Here is an 18,712-nt window from a genome sequence, read left to right as displayed (position 1 = left end):
TTATTTAATTTCCTGGTTAGTGTCTAGTGGTAATTGGCTTACCTCTTCAATATCTTTCTTTTTTGCGGTAATTACCCATAGGAAAAGCACTACAAAGAAGATGAAGAATATAAGCAAAGAGATAAGCGGATATATCATAACCCCGTCTATGCTTTCCATATGGCCTTTTACAAATTTAAACATGCTTAATTGTTTTTGGTATTTGAAACTTCTACATCTTTAGCTTTAATATCTGTACCCAGTCTTTGCAGATATGCGATAAGCGCTACAATTTCTCGATTTCGCATTTCTACGAATTCTTTCCCATTTTTAGCGGCGAATTCTTTTTCGGCTTCATAGGTTTCAACAAAATCCGGATCTGCATAAAGGTTTTTCTCTATTTGAGTTCCCTGCTCAGTCATCCATTGTTGGGCATTGTCAATTTCCTCCTGGGTATAGGGTACACCAAGGGTACGTAGGGCTTCCATTTTCGATTCGGTGTCGCCTTTGTCCAGCTCGTCTGTGATTAGCCATTTATAAGCCGGCATAATAGAACCTGCTGAGGTACTTTGCGGATCGTACATGTGGTTTAGGTGCCAGTTATCAGAATATTTACCACCAACCCGCATAAGGTCTGGCCCTGTACGTTTACTACCCCATAAGAAAGGGTAATCATATACATACTCTCCGGCTTTTGAGTATTCGCCATAACGTTCAACTTCGCTTCTAAATGGTCTAATCATTTGCGAGTGGCAGGACACACAACCTTCTCGTATGTAAATATCTCTACCTTCGAGTTCTAGTGGGGTATAGGGTTTTACGCTCGAGATTACCGGTACATATTCATCTACCATTAATGAAGGCACAATTTGTACTATACCACCAATTAAAATTGCGATAGTGGCAAATATGGTAAGTTTTACAGGTCTTCTTTCTAACCAAGAGTGGTAAGCTTCTCCTGCGGTTCTCTTACGAGTTACTTTTTGTAGTGGTGCAGCTTCTGCTAATTCATCTTCAACTTCACTTCCCTGTCTAACGGTTTTTACTATGTTATAAAGTAAAATAAATGCTCCCACAATATATAATGTACCTCCAATGGCACGCATCCAGTACATTGGAATAATTGAGGTTACTGTTTCTAAAAAGTTTCCGTAGGTAAGGGTTCCGTCTGGATTAAATTGCTTCCACATAGAAGCCTGCACAAAGCCTGCTACGTACATTGGCAATGCATAAATAATAATACCAAGTGTTCCTATCCAGAAATGGGCATTTGCCAATTTGGTAGAGTATAGTTTTGTTTTAAACAACCTTGGTACAAGCCAGTAAACCATACCAAAAGTTAGGAAACCATTCCAGGCAAGTGCTCCCACGTGAACGTGTGCAATAATCCAGTCACTAAAGTGTGCAATGGCGTTTACGTTTTTAAGAGAAAGCATAGGCCCTTCAAAAGTTGCCATCCCGTAGCCGGTAATCGCTACTACGAAAAATTTAAGTACGGGATTTGTTCGCACTTTATCCCATGCACCACGCAGGGTTAAAAGTCCGTTTATCATACCACCCCAGGATGGGAACAATAGCATTACAGAAAAGGCTACCCCAAGGTTTTGAGCCCAGTCTGGTAAAGTTGAATACAATAAATGGTGTGGCCCTGCCCAGATATAGATAAATATAAGCGACCAAAAGTGTATAATAGAAAGCCTATAGGAATATACCGGCCTGTTAGCTGCTTTTGGTACAAAATAATACATTAAGCCCAGGAAAGGCGTTGTAAGGAAGAATGCCACCGCATTGTGTCCATACCACCACTGTACTAAAGCATCCTGAACCCCAGAATAAAAAGAATAACTTTTTAATGCAGTAACAGGTATTTCAATATTGTTTACAATGTGTAATACAGCAACGGTTACGAATGTAGCAAGGTAAAACCAAATGGCCACATATAAGTGACGTTGTCTTCTTTTAATCATGGTTCCAATAAGGTTAGCTCCAAAAGCAACCCAAACCAAAGCAATTGCAATATCTATTGGCCATTCTAATTCAGCATACTCTTTAGAACTGGTGAAACCCATAGGTAAGGTAATGGCCGCTGCTACAATTATGGCCTGCCACCCCCAAAAGTTGAAATTACTTAAAAAATCGCTATACATTCTGGCTTTAAGCAAACGTTGGGTAGAATAGTATACCCCAGCAAAAATTGCGTTTCCAACAAAGGCAAAAATCACCGCATTGGTATGCAATGGCCTTAAACGACCAAAACTTAACCATGGAATACCATCGGTTATGTTAGGGAATAAAAACATAAATGCGAGCAAAAGCCCTACACTCATACCCACTATACCCCAAAAAAGGGTAGCCATAGTAAACTTTTTTACGATTTTATTATCGTAATGAAACTGTTCTACTTCCATAGTTAATTAGATTTCTTGTTTTTGGTGGAACTGGATTTACTTGATTTTGGTTTTACTAATTCATCATCAAATAACATTCTTACTGAGGGTGTGTAGACATCGTCATATTGTCCTTTTTTTACTGAAAAAATAAAAGCGACAAAGAAGATGAGGGCTACCAATACACTTAAAGCCAGTAAGAGGTAAATGATATTCATGTTAATTCAATTATTTAGCAAACTTAAAAATGTGTTAAAATCTAAAATATGATTTAAATCAGGTTTAGCCTAATACCGTTTTAATTTTTTTCCGGCCAGGTTGGTTGCCAATGTTGCAAAAGCTACTATACTAATTGAGCTTAAAGGCATTAATATAGCAGCAATAACCGGCATTAAATTGCCGGTTACAGCAAAAGCAAGGCCTATTGCATTATAACATAAACTTAATACAAAGCTCCATTTTATGATTTTTATTCCTTTTGCCGAAAGTTGAAAATACTTGCTTAATTGAGGAAGGTTTGAAGCTTCTAAAATACCATCACAAGCCGGAGAGAAAACGTTAATATTTTCTGAAATAGCAATCCCAACATTACTTTGTGCCAGTGCGCCGGCGTCGTTAAGTCCGTCGCCTATCATCATAACCAATTTGCCTTCTTCCTGAAGTTTTTTAATAAAAGCAAGTTTATCGTCCGGTTTTTGGTTAAAGTAAAACCTGGTCGTTAAAGGCAACATTTTTTCAAGCCTTTCCTTTTCACCATCATTATCTCCCGAAAGAATAAACAACTTTTTGGTTTCGCCCAGTTCTTTAAATAGTTGGGCGAGGCCTTCTCGATAAGAGTTTTTAAAAACATAACAACCTTTATATTCTTCGTTGCTACTAATATGAACGCTTGTTTTATTAAGTTCTTTGGTTTTTGTGGCAAAATCCCTTACAAAAGTTTCAGAGCCAATCTTTATCCTGTTGCCGTTAGTTTCGGCACTAATTCCTTGCCCTGTATATTCCTGAAATTCATCTAAACCCTGTATATTATTTTTATCCAGAATTTGATATAATTGTCTGCTTAAAGGATGGCTGGAAGCTCTTAAACTGCTACTTAATAAGCTTTGTTCCTCGGTGTTTAATTTTAAGCCCTCATAGAAAATCTCTGTTTTATTGTTTGAGGTAATTGTTCCCGTTTTATCAAAAACTACACAATCTATTTTGGCTATTTGTTCAATAACACTCGCTTCCTTTAAGTAAAATTTATTCCTTCCGAAGATACGAAGCAAATTTCCCAGCGTAAATGGGGTAGCAAGAGCTATAGCACAGGGGCAGGCAATAATTAATACCGCCGTGAACACATTTAAAGCTTTTGACGGATCGTAGATTAGCCAAAACAAAGTAGCTGTAAAGGCAATACTTAAAACCCCGGTGGTGAAGCGCTTACTTATTTGATTGATGAGTGTTTGAAATTCGCTGTTTTTATCTTTATCAAATACTTCATTACTCCAAAGTTTTGTAAGGTAACTTTGGTCTATGGCTTTTATGGCTTCAATTTCCAGAACACCTCCCTGTTGTCTACCACCGGCATAGAGTGTTTCTCCAGATTCTTTTCTAACAACTTCGGCCTCTCCTGTTACAAAACTGTAGTCTATATTTGCCTGGCCCTTTATTAAAACCGCATCTATTGGTATTAATTCGCCATTTCTTATTAAAATACGATCACCGGCTTTTATTTTATAAACCTGTATTTGCTCTTCTAGGCTTTCATTGGAGTTGTTTTTTGTTAAGCGCGTAACGGCCATGGGAAAATAAGATTTATAATCCCTTTCAAAAGATAGGTATGAATAAGTTTTTTGCTGAAAAAACTTTCCTAAAAGTAAGAAGAAGACCAAGCCCGTAAGGCTATCAAAAAAACCGGTTCCCAGGTCTAAAAGGATCTCTGTAGTACTTCGTATAAAAAGAACGGCAATTCCAAGGGCAATAGGTACGTCTATGTTTAGTATTTTAGCTCTTAATCCTTTATAGGCCGAAACAAAATAACCTGAGCCCGAATAAAAAACCACTGGTAGGGAAAAAGCAAACATTAGCCAGCGAAATAAATGTTTAAATTGCTCAAGCCAAAACTCTTTTACTTCAAAATATTCGGGAAAAGAAAGAAACATCACATTCCCAAAAGCAAAACCGGCAACTCCAAGTTTGTAGATTAGACTTCTATCTACTTTATGATCTTTTTCATCGTAATCTTTTAGGGAAATATAAGGTTCATAACCAATTTTACTAAGAAGATAAACCAGTTCCTTGAGGTTTATCTTTTCGGGAGAGAAACTTATACGTACAGTTTTTTTTGGAAAATCTACTTGAGCCGATTTAACCCCGTTGTTTAGTTTTCCAAGATTTTCTAAGACCCAAATACACGAGCTACAGTGCATAGAGGGTACCAGGAAATTTACAATTTGTGTATTGCCTTCATTAAATTCTAATAACTTTTCAGCTATTTCCTTATTGTCAAGAAAATCGAATTTACCTTCTGAAGTCACCGGAGAGATCCCCGGTTTTTCCTGAAGATCATAATAATAAGTAAGATCGCTTTCGTTTAAGATTTCATAAACAGTTTTACAACCATGGCAACAGAAATCTTTTTCCTGAAAAACAAGGTGCTCATTTTTACATGCTTCACCACAGTGAAAACAGTTTTTCATACAAACCGAATTTTAATTGCAAATTTCGTGAAATTACGACCATTTAATATGACCGGAATCAGGTTTACCTAACTAATTGCTATTGCTAACTTTTCGTAAGTAAAAATAACCAATTATTCCGGCAAGTAAAGAGGCCAATAAGATTCCAATTTTTGCCTGAGACATGTAACTTTCGTTTTCAAAAGCAAGATCGGTAATAAATAAGGACATAGTGAAGCCAATGGCCGCTAAACAGGCAACACCATATACATGCTTCCACTTTACCTTTTGGGGCAGTGCTGCAATTTTAAGCCAAACCATAAGTTTTGAGAATAAAATTATTCCGGTTAATTTTCCTAAAATAAGTCCGCTAACAACGCCAATCAATACAGGACTTAAAACAGCACCAAAAGAGGTTTCTCCAAGGCTAACTCCTGCATTGGCAAAGGCAAATATTGGAAGAATTACGAAGCTTATTAATGGGTGCAGTGCATGCTCCAGCCGTTGTAGAGGGGGAGTGGCATCTTCGGTTAATGAAGAGAATTTTTCAATAGTATAAGTAATATGTTCTTCAGCTTCTTTAGGATCTTTTTTTCTATTCCTGAATTCCTGCTGAATTTCGTAGCCTAGAAGTTTAGCTTTTCTAAGGAATAGTGGGGTATTAATTTTTTTGGTGTTAGGAATTGCGAAGGCGGCCAGAACGGCAGCTATAGTGGCATGTACTCCTGAAAGTAAAATTGCCAGCCACAAACCTCCAATTCCCATAACTGCATAAAAAAGGGTATTTCTAATGCCAATTAAATTGGCTGCGGCAAGAATTAAGAGAAAAACCCCTGCAATTCCCAGACTTTGCAAGGAGATATCTGAGGTATAAAAAAATGCAATTACCAGAACAGCCCCCAGGTCGTCTACGATGGCAATAGCGGTTAAAAACACTTTTAGAGGTAAAGGAACCCTGTCTCCCAAAAGATAAAGTATTCCCAGTGCAAAAGCAATATCTGTAGCCATAGGAATTCCCCAACCCGATACAGAATCAAGGCCCGTATTAAAGTAATAAAAGATAAGTGCAGGAAAAATCATGCCTCCAATCGCGGCTCCTATAGGCAGCATAGATTTTTTTATGCTTGAAAGCTCACCTTGTAGAATTTCCCGTTTAAGTTCAAGTCCAACCACAAAGAAAAAGATAGACATAAGTCCGTCGTTAATCCAGTGCAGTAAATTTTTTCTTATCACAAAATCGTTTATTCCCAGATGAATGTATTGTTTCCATAAGCTATGGTAGGCATCAGCAAAAGGGGAATTAGCTACTATCATGGCTAGTAAGGCCGAAAAAATAAGCAATAAACCTACCGATGTTTTTTTCTCAATAAAATTCTTAATTGGGAGTATAAGATAAATGTCCAGAGGTGATTTTTTCATAGTAAACAGTTGCTAAAAATAGATGTAGAATACTTGATAATAAAGCTATTACCATTTTAGGGATGTAGATATGATAAAACTCAGTTTTTGGGTAATTCATAAAGTATAAAGATCATGAATCCTAATTTGTTTTTTGAAACTGCTAACAACAAAACATTACCCGGTCATCCAGGTTTAATAGTTTGGAGCTTAGCTCGAAATAAAAAAATATTTCCGTTTAATGCCTGTTGGATTGCCATAGGGTAATTTATTACCTTTAGGGCTATAAAGTTTAAATATGGTAAAAAAGCTAACCCAAAGTTTACGCAGGCCTAAAATGAAGTCGGTTAACCAACCTCCCGGAACAGTTACTTATGTAGGAAGAAAAGAGTCTGGTGAAACCAAGCTGGAAGTAATAGATTACAATAAAAACAATTTCGAGAAACTTACCTCTTCCACTACCGAAGATGCTTTTAAATTTGAGGCAGAAGACCGTATTACCTGGTTTAATATAGATGGACTAAGCAATACCGAAGAAATTGAAAAGCTTGGTAAGTATTACGAACTGCATCCATTAATTATTGAAGATATAGTAAATACCACACAACGACCAAAGATAGATGAATATGAAGATTATTTATTTATAGTTGCAAAAATGCTATATCACCAGGATGGAAAATTAGTACATGAGCATATAAGTTTTGTTTTAGGTAGTAACTATGTATTAACATTCCAGGAAGCCGGTGGAGATGTATTTGATGGGGTTAGGGGAAGGCTTGAAAAATCGTACGGGCGTATTAGAAGTAATGGCTCTGATTATCTTGTATTTGCGCTTTTGGATGCTATAGTAGACCATTATTTCCTGGTAGTAGATGAGTTGAGCGAGAAAGTTGAAAGCCTTGAAGAACAATTATTTGAAAGTAAACCGGGCGATGATATCACTGCTGAAATTCAGGATCTTAAACGATCTATTTTAAGAGTTAGGCGAGCGGTTTTTCCCCTAAAAGAAGTTATATTTAGGCTTCAAAAAATGGAAAATGAGCTTATAAAAAGCCGCACTAGAAACTATATAGACGATCTACACGATCATATACTACAGGTTTCAGAAAACATAGATCTCTACAGGGAAATGGCCTGGGGACTTATGGATATGTATATGACCACCCTTAGCAATAAGATGAACGAGGTGATGAAAGTTTTAACCATTATGGCCTCTATTTTTATTCCCCTTACTTTTATTGCAGGAATTTACGGGATGAACTTTCAACACATGCCAGAGTTGCAATGGGAGTACAGTTACTATGTGCTTTGGGGGGTGATGGTTGTGATTTTCCTCTTAATGATTTTTTATTTCAAGCGAAAAAAATGGTTATAACTCAAATAATAATATGAAAAAAATTACTTTAATTGGCCTTGCTTTGTCCTTTACGTTAAGTTGTACGGCGCAAAAAACAGAGAATCCGGTTTACATTGGTACTTATACCAAAAAAGAGGGGCATGTAGATGGAAAGGCCAAAGGAATATATCTAGCAATGCAAAACCCTGAAAACGGAAGTTTACAACCCCAAAAAACAGTTGCTGAAATTACGAATCCTAGTTTTGTAAAAGTCTCAAAAGATGGTGAAAACCTGTATGCCGTAAGTGAATTGGGAAGCGGGAATATAGATTCGGTATTTATTTATTCGTATAAAAGAAAGGAAGACAACAGCCTGGAAGAAATAGGAAAAATTTCTACCGAAGCTTTTGCGCCCTGCCATATTGAGATGGACAAAACCGGAGAGTATGTTTTTGTATCGAATTATTTAGGAGGTGTTGTGATGCTTTATAAAAGAGATGAAAACGGAAATCTTTTAAAACAGCAGAAGCTGGAGTTAGAGAATCCAAAAGAATCTCATGCACATTCGGTTTCAATTTCTTCCGATAATAAAACAGCTTATATATCAGATCTTGGGAACGATAAAATATGGATTTATAACTTTAATGAAAAGGAGGGGAAACTAAGTCCTAAAGAGCAATCATTTGTTGAGTTAGAAGAAGGTTCGGGACCAAGACATTTCGATATTTCTAAAGACAATAATTTTGCCTTTTCGCTGAATGAGATAAATTCTAGCATTAGTGTTTTTAAAATACAAAAAGAGGGTAAACTTGAATTAATACAGAATATTTCAAGTTTGCCTGAAACCTTCAACGGAAATAATTCGGGCGCAGATATTCACGTACATCCTTCCGGAAAATATGTCTATGCTTCTAATCGCGGCCATAATAGCATTGCGGCTTTTAAAATTAACCCAAATTCAGGAAAAATAAGCGTAATTGGCCATTACCCAACCAGAGGGGATACGCCAAGAAATTTTGGGATTTCCCCAGATGGAAAATTCCTGTATGCTGCCAACCAGGACACTTCAACTATTAGCAGTTTTAAGGTGAATATGGAAACCGGCGAACTGGAAGAACACTTGCTGCCTGTTGAGGTTATGTCTCCCGTTTGCGTAGAGTTTGCTGAAGATTAATATTACAAAAAGAAGGCTGTCTGAAAATCTATTCTCGTCAAGCTGAACTTGTTTTAGCTTCTAAGATGTTTTGATTATCAATTTTTATATCCCCGATAAAGAATCGGGGCAGGCTCTGAAATAAATTCAAGATGACGATTTTTAAGAACTTTCCAGACAGCCTCCTTTTTAATTCTAAATACATATATTTTGAAATGAATTCAGAATGATTTAAAGTTACAATTGCTGGATTCAATTATTTACATCTACTTCTTCTATTACAAAAAAGCCGTCATTGCCCTGTGCCTGGTACAGCGGCATAAAAATCCTGGCATCCCATTTACTTTTAACTTCTTCGCCGTTTTGTATCGCCAACACTTCTCCTTTTTCAATTTTTTGAAAATTTTCATAGCCCGGTTGCATTTTAAAAGAATCAGAATCTTTTAAACCGTGCCTATGTATCAGCTCAAAAGTTTTTTGTTCCGGGGCATTCTTTTTAGCAAAACGATCTACACATTCGGGATAGGTTTCAATTTTGGATAAATCCAGCTTACAGGCTTCTTTTAAAGCAAGCCAAATAACCCCTTCGTGATTTTCAACCGAAGTTTTATCTTCGTGCTGCCCGGCTTCAAAAACAAAGCCCGTCATCCCTATTCGGCTTAGATAATGATCTATATCACCGGTTATAATATCACTAAACCCACGTACTATAAAAGTTGGGAAATTATGTGCCCAGGCGTCATTATCGTTCACTTCCTGTACAGAAACATAGGGCAAACTTGCCGATGAGGTAGTATGGCAATCCAGAAAATATCGTTTTGTATACTCCTTTTCCGGGTATTGATTTAAAATCTCAATGATTTCCCACATTTCTTTTTGTTCATGGGTATGCTTCTTTTTTTGTTTGATGTTTTCTTCGGTCCAAACCCTGTTTAAATCCTCATCTATATAACGTTTGTTTTGATTTAATGCTTTATGGTTTCCGGAAACTCCAACCAGGGTTCCTTGAATTGTGGGATTTGTCTTTTTTAATTGTTTAAAAACTTCTTCAAGAGCCTTTACACCACTGGGTTCATTGCCGTGGATTCCCGCGGTAACAAAAAGTAAAGGTCCTTCTTTATTACTGCTATATTCTCCAATTATCCTGGGAATATTTTTATTTGGTTTGTTGCTCATAACACGTGGTTTTTTATTGGCACCGCCAAAGGATAAATTACCCCCTAGGCTTGCTTATAAATTAAAAATTTGTTTTTACCGAATGCCTTCTCGGCTTGCCCCGAGACTTATTCCATACAGGCAATTTCCCTGTTGGTAAATTGATGACCATAAAGGTTTTTGTACTCAACTTTGCGTTCTATCGCCTCAATTACTACATCTGAGAATTCTGGTAATCCTATATCTTTAAAATGTTCCATCCCACCGGGACTTAACACATTAATTTCAATCAATTTATCTTTTACAACATCAAGACCCACAAAGAAAAGTCCGTCGCGAATTAGTTTTGGGGCAGTAAGATCTACAATTCGCTGCATCTCGGGAGTAAGGTCACTGCTATCGGCAGTGGCGCCCAGGGCAAAATTACTTCTAAATTCACCTTCCCCGCTTACTCGCCTAATAATAGCCTGTTTACCGTCCTTAACCATTACACGACCGTTCATTAGAATTATTCTTACATCACCATCTTTGACGGCCGGCAAAAATTCCTGGGCAATAACATATCCCTTCTGGCTAATTGTTTCAATTATCTGATTAATGTTTTTTTCGTTTTCATCTACCAGAAAAACATTTTGTCCACCTGAGCCTTCCAGTGGTTTTAAAACAATCTTTTTATTGTTATTTTCCCAGAACTCCAGGATATCCTCTTTTTTTCGGGTAATAAGCGAGTTGGGTTTAATTTCTGCCGGAAGCTCTTCAAAGTATAACTTATCGATAAATGCATTAGAAAGAGCATAAGCATCGTTTAGTACCAATACCCCTTGCTGTTGCATCATTCTTCCAAAGGCAACCCCGGCTTGTTCTGCCCACTTTCGACCAGATTCTTCTTCGGTGGGATTATTTCTAATAAATAATACATCTAAAGTCTTTGCTGTGATCTTTCTTTTTCTGGCTTTAGAGCTTTGTAAAGCTTCCAGAAATTTTTTTGGTGATTTGGTTTTGGTATTCTTGGGTACCTGCGTGCTGTTTATGCTTATAGGCGCATCGTGGTGAAAATTAAAATCTCCCACTCCCATAGCATACACTTCGTGACCTCTGGAATGGGCCATAGTCATTAACATTACGGAAGTTCCGCAACTTTCGGTTTCAATATCGTTTAATACAAAGCAAATTTTCATTGGGTTATCATTTTTGAAAGGGGAAGTCCCTCCCTGATTAGGTTTAATTTATTGGTAATATTTTCGGTTAATAAATAACTGGGGCGCAACGCGCTTGTTTTTAATACTTTTCTTTCGGTTAGTTCTTCAATAATTTTGGTATGTTCTAATCCAAATTTTCCTGCTAGTAAAGGCTCATATTCTCCGCCATTTTGTAAATAATCACGAAGTTGTACCAAACCTTTTAAATAAATTATATCTTTTAGAAATCCGCCTCCCTGCATAATCCTGGAAGTAATATTAAAAGCCCTGGATGCAGAGAATCCGTAATCCATTTTTAATAGTCTAAATAACTGTGGAAATTCTGCTCCCTCAATTAAAGCCGAGCCCGCTATTACACGTCCGGCCAGGGTTCTAAGTCTGTTTGCTGTTAAGCCACCTACTAAATACTCAGACATTACGGCCAGGCCTTCCTGTAGCGGATCATAATCGGCAAGACCACTACTTAAAAGTTGCAAAGGCTGCCGGGTTCCGTTGTAATGGGTAAGCACATGGGTACCAACTTCGTGCTGAATTAAGGCCATTGCTTCGGTTTTATTCATTTTATAATCTGCCGGAACATAAAGCTCACCATTGTTAACCATTATAATGTTCACATCTTTGCGAATATGAACTTTACTTTTAAAGTTTTCATCCTGTTCGGCGAAATAATCGAATTCTCTACGAGCCAAACTACTAAAGCCTTTGGCATCAATAAACTCGGCATTTTTATCTTCTTCTGTTTCATTAAGCTCTCTTAAAATTGTTCCTGCTTCTTCGCTTAATTTCGGACTTAAGCCTTTGTAAAGTCTAATGCTATTATAGAAAAAATTTGATGTACCTCGTTCGCTTAACATCGTAATTTGCTGATCCAGTTCTTCTCGTTTTTCCCTAAAAATATGGGACATAGCAGGATCGTCTATTTCTTCAATTTTTAAATTATAGAGTTCTCTTTTTAATAGATCGGGATCTATGGGAAGCAACCTATAATGGTAATCCAAAACTTTTTCGTACTTGCTTTCAAAAAACGTGTTTTTTATATCCTGAATATTAGCCGGTGAAATAAGCCATAGAAACTGGTAAGAACGTTCTATTTTTGCCAGGGCTTTGTCTACCTCAAAAACTTTTTCTTTTAAGTGTTTCCTTCCCAATGCAAGATAACTGCCTACACCGCTGGTAGTTTGTACACGCACATAATCGTAGATGGCTTTGTGAATACAGGTTATAAGATAGTCTTTAAATTGCCTTAAAAAGACAGGATAAATTTTGTTGTCTTTATCGCGGAAAACAGGTGGAATTTCGAGGCCTACAACAACAGCACCTGATTTTTTTGCCTCTTCAATACTCAAAATTTCCTGATCGCCTTCTTTTTGTCTATTTGGGGTGTCTTTTATTTCAGCTTTTAAGTATAATCCACTAAAAACCTGATTGATATCATTAAGCTCTTTTTGTAAAACTTTTATAGAGGTAGGGAGCTTTTCAGCCGGAGCCTTTATGGTAAAACAATCATTGGGCTCACCCGTATAGATTTCAAAAATCATATAAGATTTAAAATCTGTTGAAAGTTTATCTGCTAAAGCATAAATAAGTTTTCGATAGGCCTCAAAAAACTTATCTCCAATTAAAAGATAGGAAGCTTCACTAACAACTATTCGTTCGGTACCTTCATCATCCTGTCTTTTTCTGTATACTATCAGGTAAGGTAAATTGTCTTCTATATGTATTAAACCTCCTCCCGGAAGTGAAGCACTTAGTTTGCCATCTTCTTCCAGGATTGTTAAAATTTTTTTAATCGATTTTTCCGATAAATCAGATATATTCAGCATTTTGGTTTTCTTCTAAAAGTTTACTCGTTAATCGAGATTTATGCTTCGAGGTTTAGCCCGAAATCAAAAAATCTTTTCATTTAATGCCTCGTTGGCTTGCCATGAGGTAATTTACTTGTTCTATGTTACTAGAAAACCACTTTTATGTAGCACTAAATTGAACATATAAGTGGTTAAACTTGAAATAAATTTAGAAAGAAAACCAGTGAATATTAATTTGTAAACCTACTTTGGGTTTTATTTAAGAGATATATAGAAAATTACTTAAAAGCCTTTAAAATTAGCCGAAAGCACTTATTTGAGATAGAATGACTGATGAAATTTGTTAGTAGGCGAGAATATATTTCACTTTTCCTTTGATTTTTCAACCTGATTACGGGCGCTTTTAATTTCCTCTTTCGTGGCAGGTTTTGGTTTTTGTGCTGCGGCTTTTTCGGGTTCTAGATTGAGTTCTATGTATAAAGGCAAATGATCTGAATCTATTTTGCTTCCCAGTTTAAAATCGGCTACTCTAAATTCTTCGGTTACAAAAACGTGATCTAAAGACCAGCGCATCCAAAAACTGTTAGCATCGAAAGTGTTATAAAAACCTCGGCCAATCCTGGTATTTAATAATCCGCCAACCTTTTGAAAGAGGGCAGTAGTTGAAGACCAGGCTACATCGTTAAAATCTCCGGCTACTACAACCGGTAATTTAGAGTCTCTGGCCATTAGGGCTACTTTCATCATCTCTGCATCCCTATCGGTAGAAGAAGGGTTGTGCTGCGGCATGGGAGGGGTAGGATGGATGGCGTGAAACATTATTTCTTTACCCGATCTTAATTCCAGGACGCTATGAATAGAAGGAATGCTATCATCTACTAAATATCGCAGTTGGGGATTTTTGAGTGCTAATTTTGAATAAAGTAACATCCCATAAGTATTATCCAATGGCGCTTCAACTTTATAGGGATAAGAAGCAGTGATTTTAGAAAGATCATTTTTCCACCGATTATTTGTTTCGGTAAAAAGCAATATGTCGGGATTTTGTTTTTTGATATCGGCAATTATCAAATCGGGATTTTCGTTTTCCTGCAACACATTGGCCGAATAAAGGCTAAATTTATTACTGGTATTTTCTGAGGAAACCTGTCCAACCTCGTAGTTTTTATGGGGAAAGTAGGGATATATTTTCACAACCTGAAAAGTAAAACAGGCTATAAGCACCCCCATAAAGATATAGTCTTCAATTCTTTTAACCTCAAACCTAATAAAATAGGCAGCGATTGCGGTAAGGGTAAGCAGGCTTAATTGAATGTGTAAGTAATCAAATATCCTTATCCACCAATAGTCGGCTGCAATTAATGGAACTAAGGTCATTACTACTGCGATAATCCCAAAAACCTGAAGAAATCCTTTTAAAGTCATATTACTTTATTGGTATCGCCAAAGAGTATACCCGAGGCTTGCATTGAAATTAAAAATTTGTTTCCAACTAATGCCTCGTTGTTTTGCCTTTGGAATTTTACTAATATTTTGATGAAAAATATGATAAGTTAAATAAAATTAAGCATTTTGATTTCTTTTTAGCCAATAATTGAGAATTAATGCTTAAAAGCTTGCCGATGGATGAAAATCTTTCCACCTAAGACGTTTGATTTGCCACAAAATAATTTATACGCTATTTGAAATTTAAATAGACTTAGATTGATGCGGGCTAAACTATTTTTTGGCATTATTGATAGATCCACTTTCAATTTGCTTATTTAAATAATCTCTTAAATCATCACCCGATGGAGCCTCAAATAATTGAAGATCAAAAAATGATACCGCGGCTATTACATGATCAAAGATGTCGGCAGTGATATACTCGAAGTTTTCCCAGCGTTTATCACGGCTAAAGCATAAAATTTCTACAGGAATACCGTGTTCGGTTGGTTGTAGGTGCCGTACAATAATGTACATTTCTTTATGAACCGCAGAATGATTGTTTAAATAAGTATCTATATATTTTCTAAAAATACCCAAATTGGTTTGGTTTCTTCCGTTTAATGGTAAGCTGGTATCAATTTGGTGACTAGTGTTGTATTCATTAATTTCATCCTGTCTGTCTTTAAGATAAGTAGAAATTAACTGGATTTTTTTATACTTTTCAATGTCTTCAGCGGTAATAAATTTAACCGAATTCTGTTTAATAAAAATCGCCCTCTTAATTCTTCTTCCCGGAGATTCCTGCATACCACGCCAGTTCTGAAAAGATTCAGAAATGAGGCTGTAGGTAGGGATAGAGGTAAATGTATTATCAAAATTCTGAACCCTAACCGTAGCGAGGGTTATTTCGGTTACGGTACCATCGGCTCCATATTTACTAAAAGTTATCCAGTCGCCAATTCTAACAATATCGTTTACACTAACCTGAATGGAAGCTACAAAGCCCAGGATAGTATCTTTAAAAATCAACAACAAAATTGCTGAGGCAGCACCAAGGGAGATAATAAAATTAATAACATCTTTGTCGGTGATTTCAGCTACAATAAAAAGTATTGCAAACAACCAAACAATAATCATCACTACCTGAATATAACTTTCAACAGGTTTGTCGTGAAAAGATTCTAAAGTTCTTAAATAGGCTTTTGTCCCCCTTAAAATGCTTCTTATAATCCAAACAATAAGAAGTATTATATAGATGTCTACTACAAAATAGAACGACTTAATGGCCAGTGGGAAGTCTACCAGGATAAAAGGTACGGTAATGTATACAATGAATATAGGAAGGATTTGCCCTATATATTTTGGAAAATTGGTTTTTATAAGAAAATCGTCAAAAGAGGTTGTGGTTTTATTACTGAAACTTTTAAAAGCTTCTATCACAAAATTCTTTATCAGGTAATTAACCCCAAAAATTATTAAAATAAGAATCAGGATATTTAATAGCAGGTTAAGGTAAAGAGCTACCGTAGTATTTACCCCCTGATTAATTAAGAAATTTTCAAAAAGACAGATAAGATTCTTAAATCCTTCTTCTAAATCCATAGTTTAGAGATATTTTTTTTCAACATAAAAAGGACCAAATGGAACCAGAGAACAACCCAATATCACAAATAGTTCTTTAAAGTTCCAGTTTAGGGGTTTAAATAACCAAACAGCACCTATAACATAGGCAATAAAAAGTACCCCATGGGCCATTCCTACTTGTTGTACCATTGCTGGCATATCCCAAATATATTTTAGCGGCATGGCGATAAATAACAACAATAAAAATGAAAGTCCTTCCAGGATACTTACATACTTAAAAACCTTTTTTTGCTTTTCTAGAGACATAGTTTAAAATTTAGATTGCAAAGATAGTTTTTATAGAGAACCTGGTAATTTATAATGGCTTTTTCCTTGAAATATTTAGCGGTGAATTTATATTCTATAAGAAGGATTAGCAAATTGAATTTTATTAATTTGCATTTTAATTAAAACAAAAGAAATGAGCTCAAAAATATTGGTAACCGGCGGACTTGGTTTTATAGGTTCACATACCGTGGTGGCACTTCAGGAAAAAGGTCACGAAGTGGTGATTATAGATAATTTGTCTAATTCTTCTATAGATGTGCTTGCCGGAATCACTAAAATAACCCAAAAAACACCGGTATTTGAAAATATTGACCTTCGGAATAAAAATGAGGTAAAAGAATTTTTTGAAAAGTATCCGGATATTGAAGGGGTTATTCATTTTGCTGCTTCCAAAGCCGTGGGAGAAAGTGTTGAAAATCCATTGCTTTACTACGAAAATAACCTTTCAAGCTTAATTTATTTACTCCAGGAACTACAACAAAAAGAAAGCGCCTATTTTATTTTTAGTTCTTCCTGTACGGTTTACGGGCAGGCCGATGAACTACCAATTACCGAAAATGCTCCGGTAAAAAAGGCCGAATCTCCTTACGGAAATACCAAGCAAATAGGAGAGGAGATAATTACCGATACGGCTAAAATAAATAAAAACTTTAAAGCGATTTCACTTCGGTATTTTAACCCTATTGGGGCGCATCCATCGGCTGAAATTGGAGAACTGCCCATTGGTACCCCACAAAACCTTATTCCTTTTATTACGCAAACTGCTATTGGAAAAAGAAAAGAACTTTCGGTATTTGGTGACGATTATCCAACCCCCGATGGAACTTGTATAAGAGATTATATTCATGTAATAGACCTGGCCAAAGCGCATGTTGTGGCTTTAGAACGTCTTCAAAAAAATAGAGAAAAAAGCAACTTTGAAGTTTTTAATCTTGGAACCGGGAAAGGAAGCTCGGTGCTGGAAGTTATTAATTCGTTTGAGCGCTCTACCGGAGAAAAATTACCTTACAAAATAGTGGGTAGGCGCGAAGGAGATATCGTAGCAGCTTATGCTGATACACAAAAGGCCAATAAAGAATTGGGATGGAAAACCGAAAAACATTTAGATGAAGCTCTAAAAAGTGCCTGGGAATGGCAAAAAGAAGTGGTGAAAAGAGAGGAGAATAATTAATTTAACTGATATATATAAGAGAGGCTGTCAAAATTTAAAACAGCCTCTCTTTGTATTTATAAATACCTACCGTGTACCATTCACAATAAACGCGTGAATTACCCCCGGAACCCAGCCCAGGGCAGTTAGTAAAAGACTTATTAGAAATGTGACCCCTAAACCATGTTTAAGAAATACAGATAGTGGTGGTAATAGGATATTTAAAATAATGGTTAACATAATTATATTTTTTTGGTTGTTACTATCGAAATTACATAGAAATACCAGTCTAATAATTAGATTTAACGAGTTCTTGGTAGGGGTTTAACAAAACATCAGGCTTTAAATTTTCTATATCTGGCCAGCATAAATACATAAATGCTGTAGCATACAAAGCCCGCAGCAACTATGCCCATTAACCACGAGCCATATTGCGATTCCTGTAAGAATGAAAACGCATCAGTAGTACCTTTCATATTAGAGGTATTTGATGCCAGCGCAGCTTTAACAAAAATATAGGCAAGTATACAAAATATGATGCCCCGGGCAATTAACCCAAGATAGCCGGTATTTTTAATGGTTTTTCTTTTCTTTTCGTCACTAATAGAATCATAACCAAAATCCTGTAAAAATTCTTTTGTTTTGGCTTTTTTAAATTGAAAGATACCTGCAATAGCCAGCCCAATACCAATTACTGCAAATACAATTACACCGGCAGTACCCGAAAGTCCCGAACTGGAATTGCCGCTACCAGAAGAAGCAGCATTAATTAAAGTCATAAATGCATAAACAGATAAACCAAAGTAAAGTATAGCACTTATAAAATATGCCAGTCTTTTCGCTTTAGCTTTTTTATCATCACCAATATTTTCTGGATCTTTTAAAGATTGGATAAATCTCCATACCGAATAACATAAAAGTCCAAGACCAAGTAGAATTAGTAAAGCATTTCCAAAGGGCTGCTTTTCCAAAAATTCAATTATCTGTAATTTACTGGACTTTTGCCCGCCCATATTAAAAGCAGCCAAAAAGGTAAGTACTCCTGTGATGCCATACACAGAAGCTTTAGCAACATAGCCAACACGGGCTACATTTTTTAGTTTAGAATCCATATTAAAATTTTAAGGTTAGTTCCTTAAAATTAGTTTTTT

General features: G+C 36.2%; 16 protein-coding genes. 3 read left to right on the top strand and 13 right to left on the bottom strand.

Annotated features, from left to right (window positions below):
• The 5 genes from I6U50_RS14960 to nhaA all read right to left on the bottom strand — a co-directional run bounded on the left by I6U50_RS14960 (position 1) and on the right by nhaA (position 6,445).
• On the bottom strand, positions 1-183 hold the full coding sequence (locus I6U50_RS14960; protein ID WP_193709426.1) for a CcoQ/FixQ family Cbb3-type cytochrome c oxidase assembly chaperone: 183 nt from the start codon (positions 181-183) through the stop codon (positions 1-3).
• Between the two features lie 2 nt (positions 184-185).
• Positions 186-2,387, bottom strand: a complete 2,202-nt coding sequence (ccoN, locus tag I6U50_RS14955) for a cytochrome-c oxidase, cbb3-type subunit I (RefSeq protein WP_198639433.1) — start codon at positions 2,385-2,387, stop codon at positions 186-188.
• A 2-nt stretch (positions 2,388-2,389) separates the two neighbouring features.
• A complete protein-coding gene (gene ccoS, locus I6U50_RS14950; protein ID WP_193709428.1) occupies positions 2,390-2,584 on the bottom strand; it encodes a cbb3-type cytochrome oxidase assembly protein CcoS in 195 nt (64 codons plus the stop codon).
• Between the two features lie 69 nt (positions 2,585-2,653).
• Positions 2,654-5,047, bottom strand: coding sequence for a heavy metal translocating P-type ATPase (locus tag I6U50_RS14945; RefSeq protein WP_198639432.1), 2,394 nt, complete (start codon positions 5,045-5,047; stop codon positions 2,654-2,656).
• A gap of 72 nt (positions 5,048-5,119) precedes the next feature.
• Positions 5,120-6,445: a Na+/H+ antiporter NhaA gene (gene nhaA / locus I6U50_RS14940; RefSeq protein ID WP_198639431.1), complete on the bottom strand. Its 1,326-nt coding sequence runs from the start codon at positions 6,443-6,445 to the stop codon at positions 5,120-5,122.
• A gap of 277 nt (positions 6,446-6,722) precedes the next feature.
• Between nhaA and corA the strand changes: the two genes are divergently transcribed.
• Together corA and I6U50_RS14930 are read left to right on the top strand one after the other, a co-directional pair.
• Positions 6,723-7,799 (top strand): magnesium/cobalt transporter CorA, encoded by a 1,077-nt coding sequence (gene corA, locus I6U50_RS14935; RefSeq protein ID WP_193709431.1) that lies wholly within the window; start codon positions 6,723-6,725, stop codon positions 7,797-7,799.
• A 13-nt stretch (positions 7,800-7,812) separates the two neighbouring features.
• A complete protein-coding gene (locus I6U50_RS14930; protein ID WP_198639430.1) occupies positions 7,813-8,934 on the top strand; it encodes a lactonase family protein in 1,122 nt (373 codons plus the stop codon).
• Positions 8,935-9,165: 231 nt separating this feature from the next.
• Here I6U50_RS14930 and I6U50_RS14925 read toward each other — a convergent pair whose 3' ends face one another.
• The 6 genes from I6U50_RS14925 to I6U50_RS14900 form a co-directional block, all read right to left on the bottom strand.
• Positions 9,166-10,089 (bottom strand): M14 family metallopeptidase, encoded by a 924-nt coding sequence (locus tag I6U50_RS14925; protein WP_198639429.1) that lies wholly within the window; start codon positions 10,087-10,089, stop codon positions 9,166-9,168.
• A 107-nt stretch (positions 10,090-10,196) separates the two neighbouring features.
• The gene (locus tag I6U50_RS14920; RefSeq protein ID WP_198629183.1) at positions 10,197-11,246 is read right to left on the bottom strand and encodes a glutathione synthetase; all 1,050 of its coding nucleotides are present in this window, start codon (positions 11,244-11,246) and stop codon (positions 10,197-10,199) included.
• Entirely contained in the window at positions 11,243-13,090 is a 1,848-nt protein-coding gene (locus tag I6U50_RS14915) for a flavohemoglobin expression-modulating QEGLA motif protein (protein ID WP_198639428.1), read from the bottom strand. Before I6U50_RS14915 ends, I6U50_RS14920 begins: the two co-directional genes overlap by 4 nt.
• A 345-nt stretch (positions 13,091-13,435) precedes the next feature.
• Positions 13,436-14,497 (bottom strand): endonuclease/exonuclease/phosphatase family protein, encoded by a 1,062-nt coding sequence (locus tag I6U50_RS14910; RefSeq protein ID WP_198639427.1) that lies wholly within the window; start codon positions 14,495-14,497, stop codon positions 13,436-13,438.
• A 294-nt stretch (positions 14,498-14,791) separates the two neighbouring features.
• Positions 14,792-16,102 carry a mechanosensitive ion channel family protein gene (locus I6U50_RS14905; RefSeq protein WP_198639426.1) on the bottom strand — a complete coding sequence of 437 codons (1,311 nt, stop codon included), beginning with the start codon at positions 16,100-16,102 and terminating at the stop codon, positions 14,792-14,794.
• Positions 16,103-16,105: 3 nt separating this feature from the next.
• The gene (locus I6U50_RS14900) at positions 16,106-16,390 is read right to left on the bottom strand and encodes a DUF3817 domain-containing protein (protein WP_193709438.1); all 285 of its coding nucleotides are present in this window, start codon (positions 16,388-16,390) and stop codon (positions 16,106-16,108) included.
• Positions 16,391-16,544: 154 nt separating this feature from the next.
• On the opposite strand from I6U50_RS14900, the gene galE reads away from it, so the two are divergent.
• On the top strand, positions 16,545-17,582 hold the full coding sequence (gene galE / locus I6U50_RS14895; RefSeq protein ID WP_198639425.1) for a UDP-glucose 4-epimerase GalE: 1,038 nt from the start codon (positions 16,545-16,547) through the stop codon (positions 17,580-17,582).
• Positions 17,583-17,648: 66 nt separating this feature from the next.
• Here the strand turns inward: galE and I6U50_RS14890 are convergent, their stop codons facing one another.
• Both I6U50_RS14890 and I6U50_RS14885 read right to left on the bottom strand, forming a co-directional pair.
• Complete coding sequence (locus I6U50_RS14890) at positions 17,649-17,807, bottom strand: YqaE/Pmp3 family membrane protein (protein ID WP_193709774.1); 159 nt, start codon at positions 17,805-17,807, stop codon at positions 17,649-17,651.
• An 89-nt stretch (positions 17,808-17,896) separates the two neighbouring features.
• Complete coding sequence (locus I6U50_RS14885) at positions 17,897-18,673, bottom strand: DUF1206 domain-containing protein (RefSeq protein WP_198639424.1); 777 nt, start codon at positions 18,671-18,673, stop codon at positions 17,897-17,899.
• Positions 18,674-18,712: the final 39 nt, after the last annotated feature.

Source organism: Salegentibacter maritimus (assembly GCF_016236975.1).
GTDB lineage: Bacteria > Bacteroidota > Bacteroidia > Flavobacteriales > Flavobacteriaceae > Salegentibacter > Salegentibacter maritimus.
The sequence above is the reverse complement of the archived record's forward strand: the minus strand, read 5'-3'. Positions and strand labels throughout refer to the sequence as shown.

Bases quoted from the DNA above. Each gene is read 5' to 3' on its own strand.
- I6U50_RS14960 (WP_193709426.1), bottom strand. From the start codon at position 183: ATGTTTAAATTTGTAAAAGGCCATATGGAAAGCATAGACGGGGTTATG.
- ccoN (WP_198639433.1), bottom strand. From the start codon at position 2,387: ATGGAAGTAGAACAGTTTCATTACGATAATAAAATCGTAAAAAAGTTT.
- ccoS (WP_193709428.1), bottom strand. From the start codon at position 2,584: ATGAATATCATTTACCTCTTACTGGCTTTAAGTGTATTGGTAGCCCTC.
- I6U50_RS14945 (WP_198639432.1), bottom strand. From the start codon at position 5,047: ATGAAAAACTGTTTTCACTGTGGTGAAGCATGTAAAAATGAGCACCTT.
- nhaA (WP_198639431.1), bottom strand. From the start codon at position 6,445: ATGAAAAAATCACCTCTGGACATTTATCTTATACTCCCAATTAAGAAT.
- corA (WP_193709431.1), top strand. From the start codon at position 6,723: ATGGTAAAAAAGCTAACCCAAAGTTTACGCAGGCCTAAAATGAAGTCG.
- I6U50_RS14930 (WP_198639430.1), top strand. From the start codon at position 7,813: ATGAAAAAAATTACTTTAATTGGCCTTGCTTTGTCCTTTACGTTAAGT.
- I6U50_RS14925 (WP_198639429.1), bottom strand. From the start codon at position 10,089: ATGAGCAACAAACCAAATAAAAATATTCCCAGGATAATTGGAGAATAT.
- I6U50_RS14920 (WP_198629183.1), bottom strand. From the start codon at position 11,246: ATGAAAATTTGCTTTGTATTAAACGATATTGAAACCGAAAGTTGCGGA.
- I6U50_RS14915 (WP_198639428.1), bottom strand. From the start codon at position 13,090: ATGCTGAATATATCTGATTTATCGGAAAAATCGATTAAAAAAATTTTA.
- I6U50_RS14910 (WP_198639427.1), bottom strand. From the start codon at position 14,497: ATGACTTTAAAAGGATTTCTTCAGGTTTTTGGGATTATCGCAGTAGTA.
- I6U50_RS14905 (WP_198639426.1), bottom strand. From the start codon at position 16,102: ATGGATTTAGAAGAAGGATTTAAGAATCTTATCTGTCTTTTTGAAAAT.
- I6U50_RS14900 (WP_193709438.1), bottom strand. From the start codon at position 16,390: ATGTCTCTAGAAAAGCAAAAAAAGGTTTTTAAGTATGTAAGTATCCTG.
- galE (WP_198639425.1), top strand. From the start codon at position 16,545: ATGAGCTCAAAAATATTGGTAACCGGCGGACTTGGTTTTATAGGTTCA.
- I6U50_RS14885 (WP_198639424.1), bottom strand. From the start codon at position 18,673: ATGGATTCTAAACTAAAAAATGTAGCCCGTGTTGGCTATGTTGCTAAA.